This is a genomic window from Candidatus Paceibacterota bacterium (genome assembly GCA_035452965.1).
Classification (GTDB): Bacteria; Verrucomicrobiota; Verrucomicrobiia; order Limisphaerales; family UBA8199; genus UBA8199.
Genome location: DAOTCE010000049.1, coordinates 1 through 25993, shown reverse-complemented (window position 1 = coordinate 25993; position 25993 = coordinate 1). Strand labels below are relative to the sequence as shown.

At 61.5% G+C, this 25993-nt stretch carries 18 protein-coding genes and 1 other RNA gene; 10 read left to right on the top strand and 9 right to left on the bottom strand.

From position 1 onward, the window contains the following. Window positions 1–225 precede the first annotated feature (225 nt). The 4 genes from P5205_21150 (at window position 226) to P5205_21135 (ending at window position 4911) form a co-directional block, all read left to right on the top strand. On the top strand, window positions 226–1548 hold the full coding sequence (locus P5205_21150; protein ID HSA12871.1) for an outer membrane beta-barrel protein: 1323 nt from the start codon (window positions 226–228) through the stop codon (window positions 1546–1548). A gap of 65 nt (window positions 1549–1613) precedes the next feature. Continuing rightward, window positions 1614–3788: a polysaccharide biosynthesis tyrosine autokinase gene (locus P5205_21145; GenBank protein ID HSA12870.1), complete on the top strand. Its 2175-nt coding sequence runs from the start codon at window positions 1614–1616 to the stop codon at window positions 3786–3788. 16 nt (window positions 3789–3804) lie between these two features. Further along, window positions 3805–4521: an SLBB domain-containing protein gene (locus P5205_21140; GenBank protein ID HSA12869.1), complete on the top strand. Its 717-nt coding sequence runs from the start codon at window positions 3805–3807 to the stop codon at window positions 4519–4521. After that, window positions 4522–4911, top strand: a complete 390-nt coding sequence (locus P5205_21135; GenBank protein ID HSA12868.1) for an FHA domain-containing protein — start codon at window positions 4522–4524, stop codon at window positions 4909–4911. 18 nt (window positions 4912–4929) lie between these two features. On the opposite strand, the gene purH is transcribed toward P5205_21135, so the two are convergent. Then, window positions 4930–6486, bottom strand: a complete 1557-nt coding sequence (gene purH / locus P5205_21130; protein HSA12867.1) for a bifunctional phosphoribosylaminoimidazolecarboxamide formyltransferase/IMP cyclohydrolase — start codon at window positions 6484–6486, stop codon at window positions 4930–4932. A gap of 250 nt (window positions 6487–6736) precedes the next feature. Here purH and clpS point away from each other — a divergent pair, with 250 nt between their 5' ends. The 4 genes from clpS (at window position 6737) to P5205_21110 (ending at window position 10005) form a co-directional block, all read left to right on the top strand. Then, on the top strand, window positions 6737–7045 hold the full coding sequence (gene clpS / locus P5205_21125) for an ATP-dependent Clp protease adapter ClpS (protein HSA12866.1): 309 nt from the start codon (window positions 6737–6739) through the stop codon (window positions 7043–7045). Next, window positions 7042–7506, top strand: coding sequence for a hypothetical protein (locus tag P5205_21120; GenBank protein HSA12865.1), 465 nt, complete (start codon window positions 7042–7044; stop codon window positions 7504–7506). Before clpS ends, P5205_21120 begins: the two co-directional genes overlap by 4 nt. 75 nt (window positions 7507–7581) lie before the next feature. Beyond that, the gene (gene aat, locus P5205_21115) at window positions 7582–8238 is read left to right on the top strand and encodes a leucyl/phenylalanyl-tRNA--protein transferase (protein ID HSA12864.1); all 657 of its coding nucleotides are present in this window, start codon (window positions 7582–7584) and stop codon (window positions 8236–8238) included. Window positions 8239–8331: 93 nt separating this feature from the next. Next, a complete protein-coding gene (locus P5205_21110; protein ID HSA12863.1) occupies window positions 8332–10005 on the top strand; it encodes a hypothetical protein in 1674 nt (557 codons plus the stop codon). Here the strand turns inward: P5205_21110 and P5205_21105 are convergent. Both P5205_21105 and P5205_21100 read right to left on the bottom strand, forming a co-directional pair. Next, window positions 9935–11296 carry a family 10 glycosylhydrolase gene (locus P5205_21105; GenBank protein HSA12862.1) on the bottom strand — a complete coding sequence of 454 codons (1362 nt, stop codon included), beginning with the start codon at window positions 11294–11296 and terminating at the stop codon, window positions 9935–9937. The two genes, P5205_21110 and P5205_21105, sit on opposite strands and share 71 nt — an antisense overlap. 269 nt (window positions 11297–11565) lie before the next feature. Further along, window positions 11566–14301, bottom strand: coding sequence for a glycosyl hydrolase (locus P5205_21100; protein ID HSA12861.1), 2736 nt, complete (start codon window positions 14299–14301; stop codon window positions 11566–11568). Window positions 14302–14640: 339 nt separating this feature from the next. Between P5205_21100 and P5205_21095 the strand changes: the two genes are divergently transcribed. Next, window positions 14641–15615 carry a PmoA family protein gene (locus P5205_21095; protein ID HSA12860.1) on the top strand — a complete coding sequence of 325 codons (975 nt, stop codon included), beginning with the start codon at window positions 14641–14643 and terminating at the stop codon, window positions 15613–15615. Between the two features lie 9 nt (window positions 15616–15624). Then, a complete protein-coding gene (locus P5205_21090) occupies window positions 15625–16836 on the top strand; it encodes an aldose epimerase family protein (GenBank protein HSA12859.1) in 1212 nt (403 codons plus the stop codon). A 39-nt stretch (window positions 16837–16875) separates the two neighbouring features. Here the strand turns inward: P5205_21090 and ssrS are convergent. The 6 genes from ssrS to P5205_21060 all read right to left on the bottom strand — a co-directional run bounded on the left by ssrS (window position 16876) and on the right by P5205_21060 (window position 24663). Then, a non-coding RNA gene (gene ssrS / locus P5205_21085) (6S RNA) lies at window positions 16876–17056 on the bottom strand. A 250-nt stretch (window positions 17057–17306) separates the two neighbouring features. Further along, window positions 17307–18686 carry a Gfo/Idh/MocA family oxidoreductase gene (locus P5205_21080; protein ID HSA12858.1) on the bottom strand — a complete coding sequence of 460 codons (1380 nt, stop codon included), beginning with the start codon at window positions 18684–18686 and terminating at the stop codon, window positions 17307–17309. A 27-nt stretch (window positions 18687–18713) separates the two neighbouring features. Then, complete coding sequence (locus P5205_21075; protein ID HSA12857.1) at window positions 18714–20765, bottom strand: hypothetical protein; 2052 nt, start codon at window positions 20763–20765, stop codon at window positions 18714–18716. 55 nt (window positions 20766–20820) lie between these two features. Continuing rightward, on the bottom strand, window positions 20821–22047 hold the full coding sequence (locus P5205_21070; GenBank protein HSA12856.1) for a Tm-1-like ATP-binding domain-containing protein: 1227 nt from the start codon (window positions 22045–22047) through the stop codon (window positions 20821–20823). A gap of 16 nt (window positions 22048–22063) precedes the next feature. Next, the gene (locus tag P5205_21065) at window positions 22064–23761 is read right to left on the bottom strand and encodes a ThuA domain-containing protein (protein HSA12855.1); all 1698 of its coding nucleotides are present in this window, start codon (window positions 23759–23761) and stop codon (window positions 22064–22066) included. Beyond that, the gene (locus P5205_21060) at window positions 23758–24663 is read right to left on the bottom strand and encodes a phosphoenolpyruvate hydrolase family protein (protein ID HSA12854.1); all 906 of its coding nucleotides are present in this window, start codon (window positions 24661–24663) and stop codon (window positions 23758–23760) included. Before P5205_21060 ends, P5205_21065 begins: the two co-directional genes overlap by 4 nt. Window positions 24664–25993: the final 1330 nt, after the last annotated feature.

The window sequence follows — 25993 nt, the reverse complement described above, 5'->3', positions numbered from 1 at the left end:
AGTTTCGCCGGTTGCAGGACGGCCGGGCCTGGTTTTGGCGTGCGTGAAGTTGCGCTCGGTGGTTTGTGAGAACGTGGACGAGAGTGATCCACATTGTGCCATTTTGCTGGTCGGCAAGAAAAGTGAAGATTTATTTGACAACCGCTCGCCCGCTTCGGTAAAAATGTGCAGCTTTTACTGTTGGCACTGTTCATCGTTGGGTGTAAAACAAGCTAAACTTAATCTATGAAAAGAATCGTTGCCTCTGTTGGTTTGGTTGCCGTTGGCGCCTCTAGTCTTCAGGCCGCGTCGCTCCCCGGTATGACGGCAGAATCTGGCAAACCCTGGAGTCTATCTGCCACGCTGCGAGGATTCTATGACGACAACGTCAGCACGCTTCCGGACGATTTTGTTCTTCCCGCCGGCGCTCACCGGGACAGTTACGGCATCGAGGTCAGCCCATCTTTGCAGTTTGTTTTTCCGTGGGAGCAAACCACTCTGAGTTTCGGTTACGTATATTCGATGAAATACTACGATACCAAGCCGGCCTTCGAGACAGATCATTATGACCATACTCACAACTTTAGCGCTGCCCTCAGTCATGCTTTCAGCGAGCGGTATTCGGTGCGGTTAAGGGATTCCTTCGTCATCGGGCAGGAGCCCGATTTTTTGCGGGCGGGGAATAGCTATAACAGCTTTCAACGCATTTCGGGGGACAATGTTCGCAATTTCGGCTCAATTGATTTCTCGGCCCAGATGACGCCGAAGTTTGGGGTTGAGGTGGGCTACGCCAATACCCTGTATGATTATGAGGAGGATGATTATACGATAGCAGCTGGCCCCACTGTCATTCCCAGCACTTCCGGGCTGTCGGACTATATGGACCATGTGGCCCATCTTGACGGGCGTTATCAATTGTTGCCCCAGACGGTTGGCGTTCTTGGATTTCAGTACAGAGACACGGACTATACGGCAGATCAGGAGATTTGGTGGGATCCGACGCGAAACAGTTTTGCCAAAAGTGATTTCAGGAATGCACGGTCGTACTATGGGTATGCTGGGCTTGACCACAATTTCCGGCCTGACTTGACCGGTTCATTCAGAGCAGGTGGGCGGTATACCGAGTATTATCACAATCCAGCGGGTCAGGACACGGCCAGCCCCTATGTGATGGCCAATCTCCAATACATTTACGCGCCGGGAAGCCATATTCAGGTCGGGGCTAGTTACGACTATAGCGCAACTTCGACCTATCAATTCCGGCCGGATCTCACGACCGGCGACCTGACGCTCAATGCGAATTCTTTTAGCATATTTGGCGCGGTGACCCACCGGATAACGCCAAAACTTTACGGCACTGTTATAGGCCAATATCAAAACTCCACCTATTATGGGGGGGAATCCGATGGCGAAGCCGACAACTTCTACACCGTGGGCGTCAATTTGCAGTATCGGTTTACACCCAACTTTTCTGCTGAGTTCGGATATAATTTTGACAAGTTGGATTCCGACATTCAAAACACTTATGACCGGAACAGGGTTTACATCGGAGTCACCGGCACCTACTAACTCAAGTTTGACCTGAATTGACAGGGGGCTGGACTGTCACAACTGGCCCCCTTTTTCTTTGACTTATGGATCCATTGAAAGTCGCCCCGCCGCAGGAAACCAAGCTTCATTTCCTGGATTACTGGCGCATTATTCGCATTCGCAAGACGGTGATCTTGGCGGTCTTCTTGCTGGTTGTGATTACGGCCACGCTGGTAACCTTCATTCTGCCGGAGTCCTTCTCCAGCAGCGCCCGGATTAAGATTGAGCGCGACCAGTCGGACATAGCTGAGTTGGGCGGTCGCGGGAACATGATTGGGTATGATCCCTACTTCATCCAGACCGAATTCGAATTGATCCAATCCGAGGTGATTCTGGGTAAGGTGATTGAAGACCTCGATCTGAACAGGGAATGGGGTAAGAAGTATGCCAGCGGTGATCGTCTCAAGACTTCGGAAACGATCACGCTGCTTAAAGGGAGGATTGATCTTCGTCCCGTGCGCAACACCAGCCTCATTGAAATCCGCGTCTTCAGTGAGAAGGCCGATGAGGCTGCAAAGATCGCCAATGCTGTGGCCGAGGCCTATAAGGAGCACCGGCAGGAGCAACGTACTCGCTTGAGCAAGGGGGGCATCAAAGCGCTGGAAGATCGATTTGCGGAGCAGGAAGCCAAGGTCAAGAAAGCGCAGGAGAAGGTGGAAACGCTGCGCAAGGAGTTAAACATCTCGGATGCGATGGCAAGCGGAGATGGCCCGTCGCCGTTGATGACGGCAGATACGCTGCGCAAGCTCGAAAGTCTGCGCATTGAAAGCAAGGCGGCATATGTTCAGCAGGCCACCTTGTTGGATCGCCTCAAGAACCTGGGGAAGGAACTTGGGCCCGAAGGCCTGGCTCAGGCCATCACTACCGCATCCCCGGATGAGTTGCTGAGTTCTCTGCTCGAACAGTTGAGCGTGGCGGAGCAAAGGTTGGTCATGCTGGAGAAGGAATACGGCCCGGAACATGCGGAGGTCACGAAGTGCAAGGCCATGGCGAGTGATTTGCACAACAAGATCAAGAGCCGGGTCAACGGCATCATGCTCGGTCTGGACACCCGAGTGCTGTCGCTGAGCAACAGTCTCGACAATCTGACACAGGAAGTTAACAAGGCCACAACTAACGACGTCGCCCAGGCCACCCTCACCCGGCCTTATTTCGAGGCAAAGAGCGCATTGGAGGAACTCAAGCGTTTCCGCCAGATTCTGGACGCGAAGATAGCCTACGAAAAGATTGATGTTGACCTGCCCAAGACCATGATGGTGGAGATCGTGGATAAAGCGGTTCCCGGCCTTCGTCCGGTGCGGCCCAACAAACCTCTCAATATCGCTTTGGGCATCATCATCGGCCTGGTGGTGGGAGTTGGCTTGGCGTTCTTCATCGAATACCTGGACACCAGCGTGAAGACTATTGATGATGTGGAGCGCTCGCTGCAGTGCCCCGTCCTGGGGGTCATTCCGCAAAATGTGGGCTTGATAATGGACGAGGGGACGGAAAGCCCGCACGCGGAGGCCTATCGGGTATTGCGCACGAATCTGTTGTTCTCGCGCAAGGACGACAAGCTCAACACCATCGCCATCGTCAGTGCCGGGGCTGGGGAAGGCAAGTCCACCACGGTCTTTAATCTCGCCTCGGTCTTCGCCCAGAGCGGGCAACGGACCGTGATAGTGGATTCGGACCTGCGCCGGCCGACACTGCACAAAATGCTGCGTGTAACCAACAACATTGGTCTTACTAATTACTTGTTGAGGCAGAACACGCTGGAGGAAGTGATTCAAACTACCAGCCAGCCTACCCTCGATTTTCTGGCGAGCGGCAAACTGCCCAGCAGTTCTCTAGGCATCCTGAGTTCCGCGCAGATGAAGGACCTCATCAGCGAGTTGAAGCAGCGCTACGATTTCGTATTCTTCGATTCACCGCCAATCATGGGTGTCAGCGATGCCTCAATTCTCGCCAGCGAAGTGGATATGACGATGCAGGTCATCCAATACCGCCGCTATCCGCAGCCGATGAATATTCGCGCCAAGCAGCTCATCGAAAAGGTGGGTGGCAACCTGGTGGGGATTGTGTTGAACAACATCAACATGTCTCAGGACGAGAGCTACTATTACTACAGCGGGTATTACCATGATTACTACTACCGCAGTGAGGACTCGGGGCAGGCAGCGCGCGCGGATGCCGGGACTGAAGACAAAGCCAAACTTGACATAAAGCAGAAGTATTAAGAGGGATTCTAGTTCAATGAGTATCAGGATTGTTGGTCAGCACGTGGGACATTGGGGCGCACTTTGTGCGTTGATTCTGGCGGGCTTGGCACTGTCCGGTTGCCGGACGGGGTCGCAGCAGCAATTTGCCGAGTTGCCGGGGGACTTGGCCGGCGCACCGCCCGCCAGCCCGGAGGTTGCCCCCGCCGTCGCCCTGGAGCCAACTACGGCGGCGACTCCTGTTGCCAGTCCTCCAGTGGCCGGTCCTGAGCTGGAGGTGTTTCGCGCAGGCGACTCGTTAACAATTGTGTATGCGGACTTGCCTGTCATCACTCCGGGATTCGAAGGCAGGATCAAAGAGGACGGGACCATTACCCTGCTGTTGAACCAGTCGTTTAACGCTGCTGGCAAAACTGCAGGGGGGCTGGAGCAAGAAATTCGGGCGCGCTACGTGCCAAAGTACTACAAGAACATGACAGTTACGGTGACTCCCCGTGAAAGCACCCGCTGGTATTACGTTGATGGTGAAGTGCGCGCTCCCAACCGGCAGATTTACAATAGCCGGATCACAGTCCTGCAAGCGATTGCCTCGTCAGGCGGATTCACCGACTTTGCCAAGAAGTCCAAGGTGCGACTCACCCGTGTGGACGGCCGGACCATGACAATTGACTGCACGAAGGCTTTAGAGAATCCAAAGTTGGACTTGGAGGTTTACCCGGGTGACAAGATCCATGTCCCGCGCCGGCTTTGGTAAATGGTTCAGCTTAAAGTCCTGAGCGGAAAAAAGGCGGGCACCGCATGGGTGGCCCGCCGTTTTCCTGTAAGCATCGGGCGCTCCGCTGCCGCGGACCTGCAACTGGAAGAACCTGGGGTGTGGGATCAGCATCTGCAACTCAGCTTCGATCCCGCGGAGGGCATTACGCTTAGCGCTCAGCCCAACGCGCTGGCCGCCGTCAACGGTCAACCGGTCCGACACGCTGTCTTGCGCAATGGCGACACCATTGATATCGGCTCCCTGAAGTTCCAGTTCTGGCTCGGCGAAGCTCGCCAGGTAGGACTGCGCTTCCGTGAAGCGCTTACTTGGATTGCCATCGTGGTCATCTCCCTCGGCCAGGTCGGGCTGATATACTGGCTACTCCACTGACAATTGGACCGGGCGGGATTAATGCCGGAAGTGCCTTATGCCGGTGAACGCCATCGCCAGGTTGCGCTCATTCGCGGCGGCAATCACTTCGGCGTCGCGCACTGAGCCGCCCGGTTGAATTACGGCTGTCGCACCCGCCTCCGCCGCCGCAATCAGGCCATCTGGAAAGGGGAAGAACGCATCGCTGCAAACCACGCTGCCCCTGAGCGAAAGGCCCGCTTCGCCAGCCTTCCATACAGCAAGGCGACTGGCGTCCACCCGGCTCATCTGACCGGCGCCGATGCCCAGGGTCCGGTCGTTCGCAACATACACAATAGCGTTGGACTTCACATGCTTTACCACACGCCAACCGAACAACATTGCCTGTAATTCCAGTTTGGTGGGCTGGCGGCGGGTTACGACCTTCAGACTCTCCGCGGTAGTGACTTTCAAATCACGCTCCTGCCACAGGAACGAACCTGCGCCGACGCTGCGCACATCCCACGGTTGCGCTGTGGCGAGAGATTTCAACATCCTGAGGAGGCGCAAGTTCTTCTTCTTCTGCAGCACGCCCAGCGCTTCGGCGGTGAAATCGGGCGCCACGATGACTTCGCTGAAGATCTCGGCGATTGCTTCCGCGCAGGCCGCGTCGAGTGCGCGGTTCACGGCAATTATGCCACCGAAGGGGGCCTGGCGATCCGTCGCCAACGCCTTGTCCCAGGCCTCGTGCAGGTTGGCCCCCTGCCCCAAACCGCACGGGTTGGTGTGCTTGAGAATCGCCAGCGTGGGCGGGGCGGAGGAGAATTCTGAGATCAAAGCCGCCGCCGCGGTCAAATCCAGGATATTGTTATAGGAGAGTTCCTTGCCGTGAAGTTGGCGAAAGTACTCCTGAAAACTGCCGTAAAGGGCTGCCTTCTGATGAGGATTTTCGCCGTAACGCAGTGGCTGCGCCAAGGGCGCCTGCAACCGCAAGGACCACGGCACACCAGTCGCAGTTGAGTCGGATCCGAAGGACCTTTCAAGATGCGTCGCAATGGCCGCGTCGTAGGCTGCGGTGCGAGCGAAGACTTTCGCTGCCAGCTTGCGCCGCAGATCGAGGGTGGTGTGGCCAGTGGCCTTGATCTGTTCGGCCACCAGTTCGTAGTCGGCAGGGTCCACCACCACGGTCACGCTCTCATGGTTCTTGGCCGCACTGCGCAGCATCGACGGCCCTCCGATGTCAATGTTCTCGATGGCCTCCGGCAGGGTGACATCCGGTCGGGCGACGGTCTGTTCGAACGGATACAGATTCACCACTACCAAGTCTATCGGTTGAATGTCGTGCGCCCGGACCGCAGCCTCGTGCTGTTCGTTGCCGCGGATGAAGAGCAGCCCGCCATGGACCTTGGGGTGGAGGGTCTTGACGCGACCGCCCAGCATTTCGGGGAAGCCGGTGTAGGCGCTGAGGTCCGTGACGTTTAATCCCGCATCGCGCAATGCATTGGCGGTGCCGCCGGTGGAAATCAACTCTATTCCCGCCTCTGCCAGCGTCCGGGCCAGGGGGACGATTCCGGTTTTGTCCGAGACCGAAAGAAGTGCGCGTTGCGTTTGCTCCATAACCGGGCGATACCTTCCTCAAAAATCGCGGGCCAAGTCAATCGGCAAAAGCGCGATTACCCGCACCGGCGTGGCTATCTGGGCCAGGAATAGGGGGTTTGTGACGTAAAGCCCCGACGCCCGGCGTTGAAACGCCGGGCTTCCTGCGCCTGCGCCTTCGGGACACCATCGCTCAGGTCCGGTTGGCAAAGGGTGGCGCCAGGATCGGGCCCGGCTCGACAAGCGGCAGGTCGTCTTTTAATTTGGACCAATGGCGGATATTGCGACACCAGTTATCCAGCCTGGCACCGTCCAAGTGACCGAGGACAAGCCAAAGTCCACTTTGGAGCCAGGCTACTTGGTCATTTGCTGGAATGATCCGGTGAACTACATGCAGTACGTCACGCATGTGTTCCAGGTGGTGTTCGGCTGGCAGCGCAAAAAGGCCGAGTTTCACATGCTCCAGGTTCATAACCAGGGCAAGAGCGTATTGACGCGCGAAAGCATGGAGAAGGCCGAGCACTATGTGCACCAGCTCCAGAAATATACCCTGCACGCGACTATGGAGCGGGACGAATGAAACTGGTCCGACATTCCAGAACTCGGCTGTTGTTCCACCTGGGTCACCGGGAGACGGGCCTGCTGCTCCAAATCCTCAAGCTCTATCCGCGCGTCCCCCCCGCCCACCATCAACTTACCAAATCGGGCCGGCTGCCGGACCGGAAGGAGAACCAACAGCTGCTGGACGAGGCGCTGGCGGAGCAGCGTGCGGAGAACAAGAAACTCTTGCTCGCCATGCTGGCCGACTCGCGGCGGTTCGCGCGGACCGAAGCGGGCAGCCGCCTGTTGCTCGCGCAGGCCGAAGTCGAGTGGCTCCTGCAAGTGCTCAACGACATTCGGGTAGGAAGCTGGGTGCTCCTTGGCTCGCCTGAGGATAAGATCCCGAAGATGAACGAAATCACCGCGCAGAACATCATGGCGATGGAAATGGCGGGCCACTTCCAGTCACAATTACTCGAAGCGCTACACGGGGAAACGTGAATCACGAAACGTGAAACGTGATTTCTGCCGCGCTATTCAATCGTTTGGCCTTTACCTTTCACGCAGCACCTAACTATGCCCGTCGTCATTCTCGATCAGCGGCTCCGGTTCCCCAGTCCGCGAATGGCTGATGAGGAAGGGTTGGTGGCGGTGGGGGGCGATTTGTCCGTGGAGCGGTTGCTGCTGGCGTATCGCAGCGGCATCTTTCCTTGGACTGTGGACCCGATTACGTGGTGGTCGCCCAACCCGCGGGCGATATTCGAGTTGGACGGCTTGCATGTCTCGCGCAGCCTGGCGCGGGTGATTAGGAAGGGAATATTCCAGGTTACCATTGACCGCGCGTTCCAGCGGGTGATGCGGGGTTGCGCCGCGCCGGCGCGGGGCCGCCGCGGCACCTGGATTAGTCCCGAGTTCATCGCGGCCTATACACAGTTGCATGTGCAGGGCCACGCCCACAGCCTGGAATGCTGGCAAGGCCCCCGCCTTGTTGGCGGTATCTACGGGGTGACGGTGGGAGGCTTGTTCGCGGGCGAGTCCATGTTCCACCGGGCGAGCAACGCTTCGAAGGTCGCGGTGTTCCACTTGATCGAGCACCTGCGCCGGCAGGGCTTTGCGCTGTTTGACATTCAAATGCTCACGCCCATTACCGCCCAATTGGGCGGCATAGCCATCCCCCGCGAGGAATATTTGGGACGTCTGGCCCAGGCAGTCGCCAAACCCGTCTGCTTCTAAATTCCCTGGATTGCCGGACGCTGCCCCGCCGATCAGCGGCAAACCGAGTTTTGGATTGTGCGGTGCCCGGCTCGCGGGGAGAATGAATCTCCAATGTTTGACGAACCTGCCCGAACAGAAGCTCAACGCGGCGTACAACAGCAATCGCCCATTTCCGACCCGGAGCTTTGTTATGTGGTCGGGTCCGGTCCGGCGGGTGTGGCTTGCGCGAAGGCCCTGCTGGACGCCGGCCGGCGGGTGCGGATGCTGGACGCCGGGCTGACGCTGGAGGCCGACCGACTTGGTCCGGTGGAGAAGCTCAGGCAAAAGCGGCCGGAGGAGTGGACGCCGGTGGACATGGCTGCCTACCAATCAGGGATGAATCCCGACGTGGGTGGCGTGCCGCTCAAGCTGGTTTACGGCTCGGACTTCGCCTACCGCGAGGCGGACGAGCATCTGGGGCTTCACTACGATGACGTAGGCTTGCGCCCATCCCTGGCTCGGGGTGGGCTCAGCACCGTCTGGGGGGCGGCCATGATGCCCTACCTGGACAGCGATTTGGGCGAGTGGCCGTTCAGGCTTTCCACGCTCGCGCCCCACTACACGGCGGTCCTCCAATTCACCGGCCTCGCGGCCAGCCGCGACAGACTGGAGGATCTGTTTCCGCTTTATACCGACGTCTTTACCGAACTCCGGCTCAGCCGCCAAACCCAGCAGCTATTGGAAAGAATGGAACGTCACCGAGAAGCCCTGGCTCAAGCCGGCATCCGGTTTGGCCGCTCCCGGTTGGCCGTGCGGGGAAATTCCCCGTCGGAGGAAGGCGGTTGCTGCTACTGCAGGCTGTGCATGTACGGCTGCCCCTACGGCTACATTTACAGCTCGGCAGACACGGTAGAGCAGTTACTGCGCAATCCCGGTTTCAGCTACCAATCCGGCGTGGTCATAGAACAGGTCCGCGAATCCGCTCAAGGGGCCGAGGTGCTGGGCTACGAGCGGGCGACCCGCCGCCCTCTGAGCTGGCGAGGCGCACGGGCCTTTCTTGCCGCTGGCGTTATCCCAACGACCCGCATACTGCTGCGTTCTCTGGGCGCCTATGACCAGCCCGCCTTAATCAAAGACAGCCAGTACTTTCTGGTGCCGATGATGCTGTTCCGAAAGGTCCGCGGCGCCACCCAGGAATGGTTGCACGCGCTGAGTCAGGCCTTTCTTGAATTTCAGGATCCTCGCGGGCAGGACACGACCGCGCATGTCCAGATTTACTCGAACAACGACCTGATCAGCCAGGCTGTGGCGGGAACATTTGGCCCGTTGCGCCGTCCGCTGGGCTTCCTGATTCGGGACCTGCAAGAGCGCCTCGTGGTGGCTCAAGGATATATTCATTCACAGCACAGTTCCCGAATCGCCGTCTGCCTGAAGAAAGACGCGGGCACCGGAAAAGAGCGCCTGGACCTCCGCGCGGAGCTGAACCCTTTGGCCAGGGCACATGTGCGGAAACTGGTATTCAAACTCTGCCGCCAGGCGCGGCGCCTCGGGGCGCTGCCGTTGCCGGTGATGCTTAAGATCGCAGAGCCGGGTCGCAGCTTCCATAGCGGCGGCAGCTTCCCGATGAGCCGGGAGCCCCGGGGCTTCCAAACGGACATCCTCGGCCGGCTGCCCGGCTGGCAGCGAGTTCACGCTGTGGACGCCACCGTCTTCCCCAGCATTCCCGCCACGACCATCACCTTTTCGGCGATGGCCAATGCGCACCGGATCGGGAGCGAAGCCGCGCGCCTGTCGCCATCGAGCTAGCATCGCGAGCGTGCCGGGACATCACCGCCTTGAGTTCGGCGGCCTGCGGTCGGTCGTCAATGTAGTCGGCTTCCCAGAATAGCATTTGTTGCGCGGCCAACCGCTGTGCCAGCGCGAAGTCGCGTTGAAATTCCGCCGGGTTTTGGGGAACCCAGGCATAGAACCAGACATCCACCTTGCCCCCGGTTTCCTTTTGCAGAGCACGATAGGCCATCTCCGGCGTGCCCCCGTCGCGATAGTAGCCCGCGGCGACCGCGGCATCCATCAGCCCCTCGCGAGCCCAGGCGCCCACATCCAACAGAAGCCCTCGCAAGTTGCCGTCAATCCGGTCCAGCAGGCCCCGATAGTGCCAGGGATGGCCGACCATCACGGCGACCGGGATGGGGTGTTTCTGCGAGCGGACCAGCTTCCGCACCGCGCGCATGAATACCGTTTGCGGCTCGCTGCGCAAGCGCACCCAGCGCTCATCGTCATTAGGGACCTGGCGCGGATGAATCCCAAAGGCGGACTCGTACTTCTCCAGCAGCGGCTGCTCGTAACCGCTGTCGGCAACGCCATTCGGGTCGGTCTGGGGGTTGTCCCGGACATCACCGGTGCGGATCCAGTCCAGGAAGAGTCCATCAATCGGGTAATTGCACAGGAGTTCGCGCAGGATCGCCAGCTTGTACTTCCTGACGGCAGGAAAGGCGAAGCTCAGTTGCGAGAAGTAGGGCCTGCCGTCGCGATGGCGCCAGCGGTAATCGGGATGCCGCTTGGAAAACTCGCTTTGCAAGCCCCAGCCATGGTCGTCCTCATTGATGGAAACCCAGGCATGAATCTGCAAACCGATCTTATGACCGTATTGGAGCGCGGCGTCGAGGCTATCGAAGTGCGCGTAGTCATAGACCTTCATCTTGTCGCGCACAGCCGCGCGTTGCTCGGGGGTCAGGTTCGGGGTGAAGCGCTGGAGAGCCTGGCGCCCCGCCTCGGTCTTTGGCTCCCAGAAGTTGTCCTCGTCCCATTGGCCCTCCGGCCGCATCAACTTGCTGTGGTAAACCGCGCGGCCGCCATCCAGCACGCGCCAATAGACGCGCGACCAGCCGCAGGCTTTGCACGCGTCCAGCATGTGGCGCACTCCTGGTTCGTCCCACGGGATTCCAGGTTTAAGGACCCAATCCGAATGGGTGAGCGGCGCGCTGAGAATCAAGCTGTCAGGCCGGGTGGTTCCGCCGGCTGCAGCCAGGCAGCGGGCGAGTGCGGGCCCGCCGCAAGCCGCTGTCAACGCAGACTTCAAGAATTCTCGCCGCTTCATGGCATGCCAGACGGCAAAAATAGAGCCTTGGTGGCGGCTTTGACAGTGGAATCAATCACCGGGGCTACGTCGCTGGACACCACCAGACCCGAAATGCGATCGGGGTCGGGGTCCCCTCAATGGAAGGCTGCCCTGAGCTCTTCCCGGCCATTCAGGCAAAGCTCCTCACTTCGGCGAGTCGGACAGCACCAATACGAATACCAGGCAGGGAAGCAGGATTGACAACCATCGCATCAACAAGCTCGAGACTCCCGGGCGTCCCGGCATGTTCATTCCTGCTTCCGCAACACAAAGCCGGCCTGCGGCTCAGCCACACTAAATCGCACCTTCTCGCCTTCGGCACCAAGGTAACCGCCCCAGCCGATGCGTATGTTGCCAACCTTCTTTAGGTCCAGAACTCCATTAGCGTCGTGCGACCAACCTGCAAGTTTGAAGCGGTCCAACGCGACATGGGCCAACTCCCAGCCAGGCGTGGCTAGAGAACGGCCTGTCTCGGCAATGAAGTCGCCACCGCCCTCTTCGTGAAGGATAACCAGGATCTGATTTGCCGTGGTCTGACCGTCCGGCACCTGGGTATCTATGGCGAGACAATCGGCATCGCTGAGGTCCAGCGGCTGCGCGTAGTGGAATTCGGCGAAAAGGTGTGTGTCCACATTGGACCTGGTCAAAATGGCTGTGACTTGCCATGCCCGAGAATCACGGCGGGTATGGACGGTGTCCGGTGCAAGTTCGGCGTGAACAAACTCGCCATGGCGCACGGTTGGTTCTGTCTCGGGGAGAGCCCTCAGAGAGAGGCTTGGCACCGCATAACGGTTGATGGAACGACGTTGAGGCAGTCTTGCGGAGGCAAAGCGGAAGAACGCTGCGCCGTAGGGATCGAGGCTCAGCCGGGCAATCCTGCCGGCCAGATTCTCTTCCCGGCGACCGGTGGCGGGGTTCCAGCGTTCACCGGTTCCGGCTGCCGCAAACTCAAGCTGGCCAGCCCATGGTTCGGCGCTGTCATTGATGACGAAATAGACCTCACGATCATCAAGGCGGCGGTGAGTGACGCGCAGCGGCGATGCGGCCGCCGCGACTTGCACATCCCGCTGCAACAACCCATCCAGGACCCGCGGCAGCAAGGAGTCCAGACCCAAAGGAAGGAAGATGCCGACGCCACCCTTGTCGTTCGCGCAGGCTTGCGGCTCTCGCTCAACCGAGGATCCCCCCGGACTCTCGCCGAAGATCTCCTTCGCCAGCGCCCTGACCCGATCAGAGGGGAATTCGCTTTCGCTGTTGGCCGGCAGAGCGCCGAGCGCTATCACCGATCCTCCCCGCCGGACGAACCGGGCGAGGTTTTCCCATGCTGCAACCGGCAGCGTGTCGGCGCCGGGCAGGACGACAACGCGCCAGCGGAGTTGACCGTGAACGAGGACTCCGGATTTGACTTTCGCTTCTGTGAGGGCGCGACTGTCCACAAACGTAAAGTCGCGTTGTGCGTTGAAGAGGTTTTCGGCCGCGCCGCGGTAGAGGTGTTCGATCCGCGCTGCGGCGGGGGCCTCCTTCGTCCAATGGCGCGACGGGATGAACCGGGTCCAGAGGCTCTCCGCGGGATAAAGCACCGCGATGTCAGCGACCTGGTGTCCGCCACGCAGCGCCGCGCAGCAGCGGCCAACCCACTCGTTGAGGCGGCGCAGTTGCTCATCGGACAAATCTGTGAAGCTGTAATAGCTGGTAATGCAATTGATGCCCGCGGCGATCAGGCGATTGCAGGCGCCGCGGATCTCCATTTCCGTCACAGTGCGCTTGGGCCGGGAATCCCCGGCGGGCCGATGACGCTGGCCATGGTCGGACGTTTCGCTCATTACCAGCGGCCGGCCTTCGAGTTCGGCGGCGCTGCTCAGGAGTCGCGCGCTGAACCACGGCACCTCCGGCGGCAGGCTGGTCAGGCAATCAATGCTCGGGGCGTCGAGCCGGCGGATGCAGCGAAAGAAGTCCCCGTAGAGCGCCACGTGTCCAGCGATGTTCTCCTCCATCAAGAGGTGGCCGCCGGACGGAACGCGCAGCCGGCGGCAGCGAGTTTGAATCTGGCCGAAGAAGTTCTCCGACACCAGCTCACCCACCGTCAGCCAGAAGTCGTGGCGGATCTTCGACGTGTCCGGGCCTGCGTCTGTGACCAGCGCCGGCAGGTTTGAGGCATCCAATGCGTAGCCGCGGCGCTTCTGGAATTCGCGCGGCAGGTTCCCGGCCCACGGCAGCGGACGATACGGCATCGGCCTCATGAACAGACTCATCAGCGATGGCTCATCCGTGAAGGTGGCCATGAAGTACTTGCCCAGGTCGCTGCCCAGGTGGTTGGCGTACCCGCCGTAGGTGGCCTCCACGAAGCGCGCCGTGGGTTCGGACATCAACAAATTGACGTAAGGTATTTTGGCATGGAGGTTCCCATCGGCGTGGGTGCCTTCGAAAAGGCGGTTCTCGGTGATCGCCAGGACTTGCCATTTCCCGACCGGCGCTGCCCAGTCCAGCGTGGCGCCATGAACGTGGTTGGCCAGGTCCACCTTCATTGTCATGTCTATGCTGGCATTGCGCACTGGAAACGCCCCGGCCAGCAGCAACCTGCCTGGCGGCAGACTCAACACCACGGGACCTCCTCGCGAGTCCGCGGTGGCGACCAGCAGGCCGCGCGCTTCCCACTCCGGGTGATCGCGCAGCGTGATGCCTCCGGCGTTGCCGGAAGGATAGCCGCGCTCGTCATAGAGCCAGAGCGCCAGGCCGGTCTGCTGCGCCGCTTTCACGGCTCGGGTGAATGCTTGCCACTTTGCATCGCTCTCGAGGTATTGATCGAACGAAACATTGCAGACCACGCCGCCGAAGCCTTGCGTGCAGATTCTGCTGATTATCAAGTCCTGGGCCTCGGATCGGTCGGGCCAGTTGTGGATGATCTTCAGGATGCGCGTATCGTTTGGGGGCTGGGCGAAACGCTTTTCCCAACCGGCAGCTGCCGGTTCGGCAGCAATCGGCATGACGCAGCAGCACTGAATCAACGAAAGACAAGCGAAGTGAGCTAGACTACTTCGCCATGAAAACCGATTGGGATTAACCGGAGCCGCGCTCCCAGCCTCCGCCCCACCGAGTGCGGGAAGGCGGGGTGCTAGCCGGGAGAGGGGAACGGGTTGGTTGTTTGCGTCAATTGGTGCCGCGCGTTTCATGACGGGAGCAGAAATAGCACTTTGCTTCCTGGACGAAAAGCACTCGTCGTTGGCGCAGCATTGGACTGCCTGGGCTGGCGGAGAGGCCGTTTGGCGGCATAGGGGGGGGGGAATTGTCTTGGCTTGCGGCTGAGTGTGTGCGAAATGAGGTGCATGGATATTAAGCTTCATCGCAGGCACTTTCTTAAACTAACCGCGGCCGCTTCCGCGCTCCCACTGACCCAATCGCTCATGGCCGCCACGGCGGCAAAGGCTCCGGCCGCGCGCCCGGCGGTCGAGGACACCAGCGGGCTCACGGCTTATGAACTCGGTCCGCAAATCTGGGTCCGCTGCCAGAACCGGCAATTGACCTGTTATCGCGCGCATCGCTCGCAGAAATACCCTTACTTGTTCCCGTTGACCGGGCCGGCCAGCGGCCTGTCGCTCACCGATGAAACCACCTTGCCTTACCCGCATCACCGCTCCCTGTTTTTTGGCTGCGACAAGGTCAATGGCGGCAACTACTGGCAGGAAGGCTACGAGAAAGGTCAAATCCTCTCGAATGGCCCCAAGCTGGCCAAAGCGGCCAAGGACGTTGTGGTGATCACCGACGCCTGTGATTGGCAGAAACCAGGTGAACCCGTCATTATGCAAGATGACCGGAAACTCACCATCACCGCGCCGTCCGACAAGTTGTGCTTCATCGAGTGGCTCATCACTCTGAAAGCTGTGGAAGCGATTACCGTTCAGAAGACGAACCATTCACTGTTCTCGATGCGCGCCGCTCTGGACGTCACCCCGAAAGGCGGCGGCAACCTGGTCAACGCCGAAGGCATTACCGGGGAGAAAGGCACGGCAGGGGTGAAATCGGCCTGGTGCGACTTTTACGGCAAGCGTGCCTCCATGCCCGATATCGTCGAAGGGATCGCCATCTTCGACCATCCCCGGAATCCGTGGGCACCTACTCCCTGGTTCACCCGGGACTATGGTTTCGCCTCGCCCACCCCCCTCAATTTCATCGAGAAGCCCTGGACGATTGCAGCCGGCGAGCGGGTCACCTTCCGATATGCGGTCGTGCTGCACGTGGGCGATCCGGCGTCCGCCAACCTGGCCGGCCTCTTCAAGGAGTGGGCCGCCAAACCAGCATAGCTGCGCAATATGCACCGTCACCTGAATGCCGTGGTGCGGATTTGTCACGCCGGAGCAGCCGCTGACGTCGGGCGGTGGATTCTGCGCGCGGCGAAGACAGCGCCGACCCCTGTCGGCGGCCTCATCCTATCGGCATATCATGCGAGGCGTGGAATCTCCAGGCTCATCATCGTGGCCGCGGTATGGCTCTTGATGCTTGCTCCATCGTTTGGCGGCACTGATCCCTCGATTCACGAAGCCGCCTTTGGCAAGCTGCCGGACGGCGCGGTTGTCCAGAGCTATACCCTCAACAATGGCAAGGGGATGTCGGCGAAGATTTTGACCTACGGCGCGATCATCAATGAGCTGAATGTGCCTGATGCCCAAGGCGCCACCACGAACGTGGTGCTGTCTGTTAAGACGATGGAAGAATACCTTGGCGGATTCCGCGGTATCGCTGCGATTGTGGGGCGCGTGGCCAATCGCATTGCCGACGCGCGCTTCACCCTGAACGGCATCGAGTACAAACTCATCGCCAACAACGGCTCAAATCACCTGCACGGCTTGTTCGGGAAAGCCATCTGGCAGGCGCGCCCTTTGCCCGCCACCAAACACGCCGCCGCCCTGGAACTGATCCGCCTCAGCAGGGCCGGCGAAAGCGGTTTCCCGGGCAACCTTGCCGCCAAGGTGGTTTACACCTTGACCGATCGGAACGAGCTGCGCCTCGACTTCACCGCGACCACCGACCAGGCCACTCCCGTCAACCTGACCAGCCATGCCTACTTCAACCTCTCCGGCGGCGGCACCGCGCTCGACCACATCCTTTGGCTGGCTGCGTCGCGCTACACTCCTGTGGATGACGGCATGATACCCACCGGCGATATCGCCAGTGTGAAGGGTACACCGTTGGACTTTACCCAACCGACCCGCATCGGGGCGAGAATTGACCAGCTCAAGCCGCGTCCCGGCGGATACGATCACAATTTCGTGCTCGATGGCCGGGGCGGCGCGCTCAAGCTTGCCGCGCGTGTCCAGGACCCCGCCAGCGGACGCAGCCTGGAGGTGCGCACGACTGAGCCCGGCGTGCAGTTCTTCTCCGCCAACCACCTCAACCACGCCGCGCTTTGCCTCGAAACGCAGCACTTCCCGGATTCCGTCAATCACGCGAATTTCCCTTCAACTATTCTCCGCCCGGGCAAGACCTATCGCAGCACCACGATTTTCAAGTTCACCTCTCAATAGGCGGGGGCGGGGATCGGCAGGCTGAGCGGGGTGACAACAAAAAGCCCCGCTTTTGCCGTGACCGACTATTTCTCTAAACCTGATAGCGACATGTGGACCGGCGAGGTTGTTTTCGACTTCCATTGAAGGCATGTCGGCCACCCCCATCGCTTTGGGTCCGTGGATCGTTCAGTTTAAGGTTCGAGTTCTCCGTCAATGATCACGAACAACGCAGGGCAAATCTTAATATTGGTTCCCAAAGAACAACGTGCTTTCGCGCTCAAGAGACCCTGCCATCACATGTGGCCGAAGTCCAGTCAGGTAAATTACCGATGCAGTGTAGGGGAATCGCCTGACGCGGCCGGCTTCCATTCCAGAGCGCACGGCCGCCGTAAGGCCGGCTTGCGCCATATCATCCAGAGGCTGCCGCCTTGTGCTGCGCGATGTTTTCCGCTGCGCCCACGGATTGCGGACTCAAGGCTCCCGGCGGGCTACAACGACCACGGCTCTCGCATTGCTCTGGCCCTGAGCCGGTTGGCCTCGGAGTCGTTCGCAAATTCTGCCCGGGCTATGTCCCAGGTGAGCTTGCGGTTGAGCAGCATGGAAATGGCCGCGATGGAGCAGAGGTTGGTGGAGCGGTGGGCAATTTCCACAGGAGCGCAAGTCCGAAGCCGGCGCTTCACGCATTCGATGAAGTCGGGGATTACTTCACCCTGGGGTCGGTTCAGGTGGATCTGGTCCCTGGGACCAATGCGGACATCGAGGAGAGATTTGGGCCTGGCATCCACGACGCCGCGCCAGATGAAGACCGAACCTTCGGTGCCTTCGAAGGTGATGCCCATGGGATGTTGAGGCCAATCGGCGCCGGCGACGGAGCCCCAGCCTTCGCCTGAGCAATCCGTCCAGTGCCAGGTGACGCCGTTAGGGAACTTGTAGTGGAGTTGCCAGCGTTGCGGATTGTCGAAGAGTCCGTCAGTGGGGAAGATGCTCCGGGTGTCAATTTCAACCAGGCCATTACAGCCATCGAGCCCCGAACCCTGCGCGGCGCTGTCGCAATGGTGAACGCCCCAGCCAGCGATGTAGCCCAGGGAGTAATCGGAGATATGATACCAGGGGTGGGACTGGATGCGCAGGTGAGTAAAGGGCGACCAGGGCGCCGGCCCGAGCCACATGTCCCAATCCAGCCCCCGCGGTACGGGCTCGGAAGGTTGCGGCCCGCAAGCGGCGCCCGAGGGGCTGCCAATCTTGACGTGTTTGAGCTGGCCGATATAGCCATTGCGCACCAGTTCGCAGCCGAAAAGCATTTTGGCATCGTGGCGCTGCTGGGTGCCATGCTGGAAGACCACGCCCGAGCGGTTGACCGCCTCCACCACCGCCTGGCCCTCGGCGATGGTTCGGGTGAGGGGCTTCTGACAGTAAATGTGTTTCCCCGCCGCGGCGGCGGCGATGGTGACCAGGGCGTGCCAGTGGTCGGGTGTGGCGATATAAACGGCATCAATATCCGGGCGCGCCACGACCTCGCGGAAATCGTTATAAGCGCGGCAGTCCTGGTTCTGATAGAAACCATCCACGGCGTCTTTGCCGGCATCGCGGCGCGATTTCTGAACGTCGCAGACGGCGACAAATTGAACTTCTTTGCGGCGCAGGAACATCTGCCATGCGAACCCCAGGCCGATTGCGGCGACGACCACGCGATTGCTGGGCGCGGTCCTGCCCGACAATCCCAGAGCCGAGGCGGGAATGAAGCATGGCGCCACGGCGGCGGCCAGCATCTGCCGCATGAAAGCGCGGCGGGTGAACGGGTGGCTGCCTGCCCGCATGGAGCGCCGGAGCGCTGGATTGTCGGAGCGTTGGAGTGCTGCGGTTGTCATTGGGAGAGAACGGTTCGATGCCAGTATCTACTCGGGTTTGGCGCCCAGGCGCTGCAGAATGGTCCGCGCTTGATCGCGCACCTCCTCGCTGGCGGATAGCTTCAACACCTGTCTCAAGCAGGGCGCGATGACGTCTTTCTTCCGCGCGGGTGCCTCGGCGGCGATCTTCACCGCGGCCAGGCAGCACTCTTGCGCGAGCGCGGGATCTGCGAAGCAGGGGTCCAGGAGCCTAAGGGCTTCGGGGTCGCGCAGTTCGCCCAGGGCCGCAATGACGAGCCGTTTCTCCCCGGTATCGCTGGCGGCATTCAACGCGTCGCTCAGGAGGCGAATTCGGGTTTCCGGCGGGCAATCGGCCTCCCGGCAGAGTCGAACATACCCGCGAAAAGCCAGCACGCGCCGGTTAGCCTCCGCTGCGGTCCGCGCCAGCCGCAGCAGCTCGGGGCCGGCATCAACGCTCGACCAATCTGTCATGACCCGGAACGCCGCTTCTTGCACCCGCGCGTCACCTTGGTCGAGCGCGGCGCGCACCGCCTCCAGTGCTTTGGGGCCGCCGGCAATGCCCAACGCGCGCAGGAGAGCGATGCGGGACTCAGCGCTGGCTTCGTCCATTGCTTTCAGCAGGTCATCAACGCACCCGGCGCCCGCACGCGAGGCGAGCGCGGCCAGGGTGGTCTCCGCCGTCTCGCGCTCGGAATCGCTGGCTGCCGTGTTTAGCAAGCCGACGACCGCGGCAACCTGGCCGCCGCCCCCGAGCACAGCGAGAGCTTTCAGTGCGGCGATTCGCACAAGCGCGCTGGCGTCCTTGAGACTTGCCGCAATGTTCGGGCACGCCTCCGCCGCCCCGCGCGCCGCCAGGGCCTCAAGCAACTCGACCCCTGCTTCCGGAGAATTGGTGGCCAACGCCGAGAGAATCGCCGCGTTGACGCTCGTGCCCGGCAGACTGGCCAGGGCTGCCCGGGCGAGGTTCCTCTCCTCACCCTGGCCGGCGGCACGGCGAGCCAGCAGGGGAACATCCGCCGCATCCGCAAGGGTTGTTAGAGCCCGCAGGCCGGCAATCCGAAGCCTCGGGTCGCTGCTTTCGGCTGCGGCGAGAGCGGCTGGCTTTGCGTTCAATTCACGGCGAGAGCGAAAGGCTTCCAGCAAAGCGATTTGCCCTGCCGGGGGATAGGTTTGAAATGCGTCGGCGAACCGCTTTACACCGGTCACTGAACCGTCCGCGATAATGCGGGCGGCCAGACTTCGCTCCTGATCATCGTCGCCGGCCAGGGCGTGAGCCAGCAAATCGGACGCGCGCTGAGGCTCGGCGGTGGCCAGTCCTTTGAAAGCAGCCAGCCGCACCGGGGCCGATTGTTCGGGCGTGTAGAGCTCGCGAAAGATGCCCGCAGCCTCGGCGGGGTGCCCGCTCTGGGCGAGCTGTTCGGCGGCGACCAGCCGGGCCTGGGCAGCGGCGGCCTGTAGCGGGCCCGGTGTAGTGACCTTTCCGAGCGCATGGGCTGCTTCCACGGTGCCAATGTGGCCCAGTGCCACGACAGCGGCTTGAGCAATCGCCGCGTCAGGCTCCGCGAGCAAATTGGTCAGCAGGCCCACCGCGGCTGCGTCTCGCAGGACGCCCAGAGAGTTTATGATTCCTGTTTTGACCTTCCCTTCAGATTGAGGGAGCGCGCGGCGCAGGGCCTCCGCCGCACGCGGATCGGGAATACGCTCCAGGGCAAATCGAGCCGGATGCGAGAGCGCCGGATTCAAAAGCAGCGGAGCCAAAGCCGGGACGCTCTCTCCCGTGCCAATCTGGCTGAGCTTGCGGCAGACATATTGTTTGGCTGGAAACGGCGCTCCGGAGCGGAGCACCGCGGCCAGGCGGCTTTCGAGCTGCTGGCGCGCGGCGGAATCGGCAGCCGTGGCAACCATGGCCGCCTCGATCGCGTTTAAGGGATCCCGGCTCTCGCTCCAGGTGTAGGTCCGCAAGCGGGTGAAGGCCTGGTCCAACTCGGCCGGTGTGGGCTGCGACGCGTCCGCTGGCACCGGCAAGGAACAGATCAATACGGCAAGGAGGGCAATGAATCTGCGAAGGGCTCGAATCATGTTGGTGGGTTCGCGTCCGCGGTTAAGAAGTAATGAGGATCAAGGATTAGCGCCCTCAACTCCCGGCTGCGGGCGCAAGCGCCATATTTGCCAGCAGGTGTTTCACGCAGGCATCGGCGAAGAGCGGGTCATTGATGTTGCAGTCCAGCTCCACTACGGGGATGTCCTGGCGGAGGTCCTGTTTAAGGGCCGCGAAGAGCGCCTGGTTGGCTTCGGGCCACCAGAACGGACCGCCGGGCGCATCAATCATGCTGACGCCTTGCAGAGGCAGAAGCACCGTTACCGGACCGGTGCTTTGGTTGAGCCTGGCGGCGATGACCTTGCCCAGTCTCCCGTTTTCCTCCGGGGTCGTCCGCATCAGCGTGACGTTGGGATTGTGCGGATAGAACTTTCGCCCTTTGAAAGCGGCGGGGACCGTTGGCGGAGCCCCAAAATTCACCATATCGAGGCAGCCGGGAGCGACAATGGCCGGCGCTCCGCAGCGGGCTGCCGCTGCGAGCCGGGCCGGGCCGGCGCTCAGCACTCCGCCCACCAGTTCATCCGCCCATTCGGTGGTGGTGATATCCAGCACGCCGGCAATCATGCGCGCGTGGATAAGGCTTTCCATCGTCCGTCCGCCCGTGCCGGTGCAGTGGAAGACCAGAACTTCGTAGCCCTGCCGCTCGAGCTGCGACCTGGCCCGCTCGACCGCCGGGGTGGTGTTGCCAAACATGGACGCGGCGATCAGGGGCTTGTCCCGGCCGGGCTGCACCTCGGTCTCCACCATGCCGCAGACGCTGCCCACGGCGCGGGAGAAGACTTCGCGGCTGATGCGGTTGATGCCGCTCACGTCCACAATGCTCGGCACCATGACGATGTCCGTCACACCCACATAACCGGACACGTCGCCGCCGGCCACCGTGCTGACCATGACTTTCGGCACTCCCATCGGCAACGCCCGCATGGCGGCGCACGCCAGGGAAGTGCCTCCGGTGCCGCCCAGCGCCAGCACCGCATCGAAGCGGCGCTGGGTGTGGAGCTTGGCCAGCAGGGCCACGGCGCCCCGGCTCATAACCGCCATCGCCTGCCCGCGGTCTTTTTGCTGGCGCAATGCCTCCGCGTTGCCGCCGCCCGTCTGGGCGACTTCTTCGCGCCCGATGTCGGGCGGAAAGGCCGGCGGTCCCAGCACCCCCACATCTATCACCAGCGTTCGGTGCCCGCGCCTTTCGATGCATTCCTTGACGAATTGATATTCCGCGCCTTTGGTATCCAGCGCCCCGAGCAACGCGATGGTTTTGCTCATCGGATTCGCGCCTCCGTCAATCGGCCAGGCGCGCGCCGGGCAGCGCCAGGTGCGAGAGCCGGTCCACCGGCTCACCGCCGGCCCAGCAAATCCCGCGCAGCAGCAGAATGCGAAACAGCGGGTCGTCGAAGGTCCAGGTGTAATGGCCCAGGATATTGACGCAGACCCGGCCCTTGCCCTGGGTCCGGGTCCAAATCAGCGGCTGCATCTTCCCTTCCTCCTGCCCGCTGGCTACCAGGCGCACGCCGTCGCCGTCGCCGACGAGGTTCCAGTAGCTCTCATCAACGAAATGGACGGAGCTGAAGCCGGCGGTGAGCGGACTTTCCACGCATTTCAGGTCGAGCGGGCCGTGACGGAATTTGGAGAAGCCGCCGCGCCAGGCATACCCGATGCGTTTCGCCAGGGCCTCGACGTCGTGGTGTCCGTCCACCGCGTAGTGGATGAACAGCAGGCCGCCTCCCCGTTCGAGGTAGGCATCCAGTTCAGCGCCGCGCGCGGTGTTCCAGCCGGGATTGTTGGAATAGAAGACGATCACGCGGGCGGTCTGCCATTGCTTCGGGGAGGGCCATTCCCAGGCGGTGCCGACCTGCACATTCCTGCTGGAGCCGAGCAATGCCGCCCAGCGCGTTTGCCAGAGCGGATAGTCGTGCTCGCACGGACCGTGGTCTTTCGGGCCCGCACAGAGCACGACCTCGAACGGGGCGGCGGAGGGCTCGGTGCCACCACCGGAAACGTCGGCCGACTTGAGGACGGCCTCGACTTCGGCGCGCTTTCTCGGAGGCGGATCACCGGGGATTTCCAGCACGGATGGTTCGAGGGTATCGGCGGTCGCCTGGGGGGACCGGCGGAGCAAAGGGGCGTGTTTCTGCGATAGATACTGTTCGACCGAGGATTTTTCCGCGGGAGTCAGCAAGCGGCTGTAAAGAAGCACCTCGGCGATGTTGCCGTGGAAGAAGCCCTGGATGTAGGGCGGTTCGCCCGAGAGCGAGTAGTGGCGGCCGCCCAGCACGAGTTGGTGGAAGGCGACTTTGGATTCGCGGCGCTCGCGAGAGCCTTCGGGCTTTCCGTTCAGGGCAAGCCGAATGCCCTGGCCGCCCGGCTTGCTCTCCAGCGAGAATACATGCCACCCGCCAAACGGGAGCGCCCCATTCCGGAGCAACTGGGTGGCGCGCAACGCCCCGCTGCCTTCCGCGTTGATAAAAGACATTTGGGGTGTGGCCTGGGGGCCGAAATCGAGGTTGAGCCCGGTTTCGTAGTCGTTTCTGCCCGCGCGGCTCACGCTGAGGAGGGCGCGGAACCCGCCCGGGTTGGAGCGCGGCGCGGCCACGATGAAAACCGTTGTTTCGGGCGCCTCCCCCCGCAAGCTGGAAGACACCAGCGCGTCGTCATTGCCGTCGAAGGCCAGAGAGGCGGCGTCGGCGTCCTGGACCAGCCGGGGCCGGGCGTTGACGAGCGGCTGCGCCAGGTGGCGGTTGTGGCCGGAGCCGTCGAGCAGACAATCCACGCCCCCGCCCGCGGCAGGCGGGGGCAGGCCCAGAGCCGCCCTGCCGGCTTTCTGTCGCGAGCTATCGCACCAGAATTCCAGGCCGTCGCGGACGGTCAATCGGTCGTCGGCCCACGGTTCCGCACCGGGCGAGACGCAAGGCAGCCAGCAGCAGCCGAGAAACGCGCCCGCAAGTTGCGCGCGCCGGAGATTAGCCAGAAGCCTGTTCATGAGCTGCGGGGGCGGGATTTGCGGTCTTTGTTTGAACCGCGGGCATCGGCACGGGGACCTCCCCCGGCTCGCAATTTGAGCGCGCCGAACTTCCTGATTTCCTGGGTAATGGCGGTCTCCGTCGGCAGGCGCTCCATTGAGCTGGCCCCGTAGAACCCATCCAGCCCGCGGCACGAGCCAAACAGGTATTCCGCATCACTGGGCGCGGCAATGGGGCCGCCATGGCACAGAACCATCACGCCTGGCCGAATCCCCTTGCACGTGTCCACGATGGTTTGCACGTCGCGCACGCAATCCTGGAGCGATTTGGTGGTTCGGGCGCCAATCATCCCGCTGCTGGTCAGGCCCATGTGCGCGACCACCAGGTCGGCGCCGGCCCGGGTCATTCGCTCGGCTTCGTCCGTATTGAAGACATAAGGGCTGGTCAGCAGGTCCAGGTCGTGGGCGGCGGCGATGCAGTCCACTTCCATCTGGTAACTCATGCCGGTCTCTTCCAGGTTCATCCGGAACGTGCCGTCCACCAGCCCGACCGTCGGGAAATTCTGGATGCCCGCAAAGCCCAATTCGGCGAGTTCTTCGAGGAAACTGTCGCGGAGCAGGAATGGGTCCGTGCCGCAGACGCCAGCCAGCACCGGGGTATGCTTCACGGCGGTCAGCACCTCGCCGGCCATTTCCTTGACGATCTGGTTGGCGTTGCCGTAGGGCATCAGCCCCGCCAGCGAGCCGCGGCCGGCCATGCGGAAGCGGCCCGAGTTGTATATGACGATGAGGTCCACCCCGCCCTGTTCTTCGCATTTGGCCGAGAGACCGGTGCCGGCCCCCGCCCCGATAATCGGCAGACCCTGTGCTACTTTCTGACGCAGCCGCTGGAGGATATTCGATCGTGAGTTTCGTTTATTCATAGATTCAAACTCTAACTGCAGTCACTTTTCTGAGCCAGTCCATGCGCTGGATCCGGGACGGGGTTGAAGTTATGTGTTCGGTTATTTCTTGTCCATCCCTGGGATCGAATCATCGCGCGGGTCTCGCGTGCTGCCGGCGATGTCTTGCCCCTGGTCTCTTCTCAAGGCCAAAGTGGGATGGAGCCCCGCCTGTGGAAATTGGCCCGTGCTTGCGTAGACAGAGGGTATCGCCTGGACGTTGCCACCCTTGGTGGCCGGGGCGACGCGCAGGCGCCCGGACAGGGCCCGTTTTTGCCGACTTTGCGCAACCTACTGCAGTTGGTGCACTTGCGAGGAAATCGGCCTCTGGCCGCCTTGGGCAAGGTGCCTCTTCTATAAGTGCCGCAATGGCAGCAGGTTGGACTCCTGCTGCCCCGAAATGTCAAGGCTGTATCCACGGTGTGGAGACGGTGTGGATACGGTTAGGATACGGTGAGACTCGCTTGGTGGACCCTGCCTGCTTCCGGGCGTGATCAAGGGAAATTGCGGAGCGTTTTGCCGGCACTCGGGGTCGGGTCTGCCGTTGCGTGTGACTCACACTTCCTGCGTGATGATCACGCGCGGGTGGCGATTGGATTGCGGCTTTTCCGCACGATTTGCGGGCGGCACGCTACATGCTCGCTCGAAATTATAGTGCTGTCGGCTTCAGAAGTCCGAACACAATTCGTGGCTGCTGAGTCAAATCGTAGTATGAGCTAATCAGTAGTGTGTTGTTCGCGGTTATGTTTGACGAGATAGAAGTAGTGCCTCCGACCAGCGATTCCCCGAAGAGCGCCTCGCCCCGCCAGGAGTCTCAGGCGCAGCCCGGGGTGAAGGGGAAACCTGCGTGGATTGAACCGGGGGCGGCTGGTCACGACGTTGGATTCACGCGAGCGCTGGCGGATTGGATCATACAGCACCGCGCTCATTGGCGCGATTGCCGGCACCCGAAGGGTGAGTTGAGCAGGGTTTCAACACCCTGACGCGGGGTAGTATCATCTGAGGCCGATCTCCGCGCGCCTGGCCTGCTGCGGTCGGCTCAAAGAGCGAGTTCCTGCGCGGTATTGCGGCGTTCCCCGTATCCCACGCGCCTGCGCAAGGACCCCAATCGGTTCCGAGGCCCCCCTCGTGCCGGGGGGAGGTTGGAGGGGTAAGGTCGGGTCGTCCCAGAGGTCCCAATTGTAGTCAGGCGCTTCCTCTGGTTTCGGGCCGGGGGTTTTGGTTCTCACCCACCTTGTGTGCTGTTCGACCGAGGAGATGGTGCGCGCTGCAGGACTTGAACCTGCGACCCCTTCCGTGTGAAGGAAGTGCT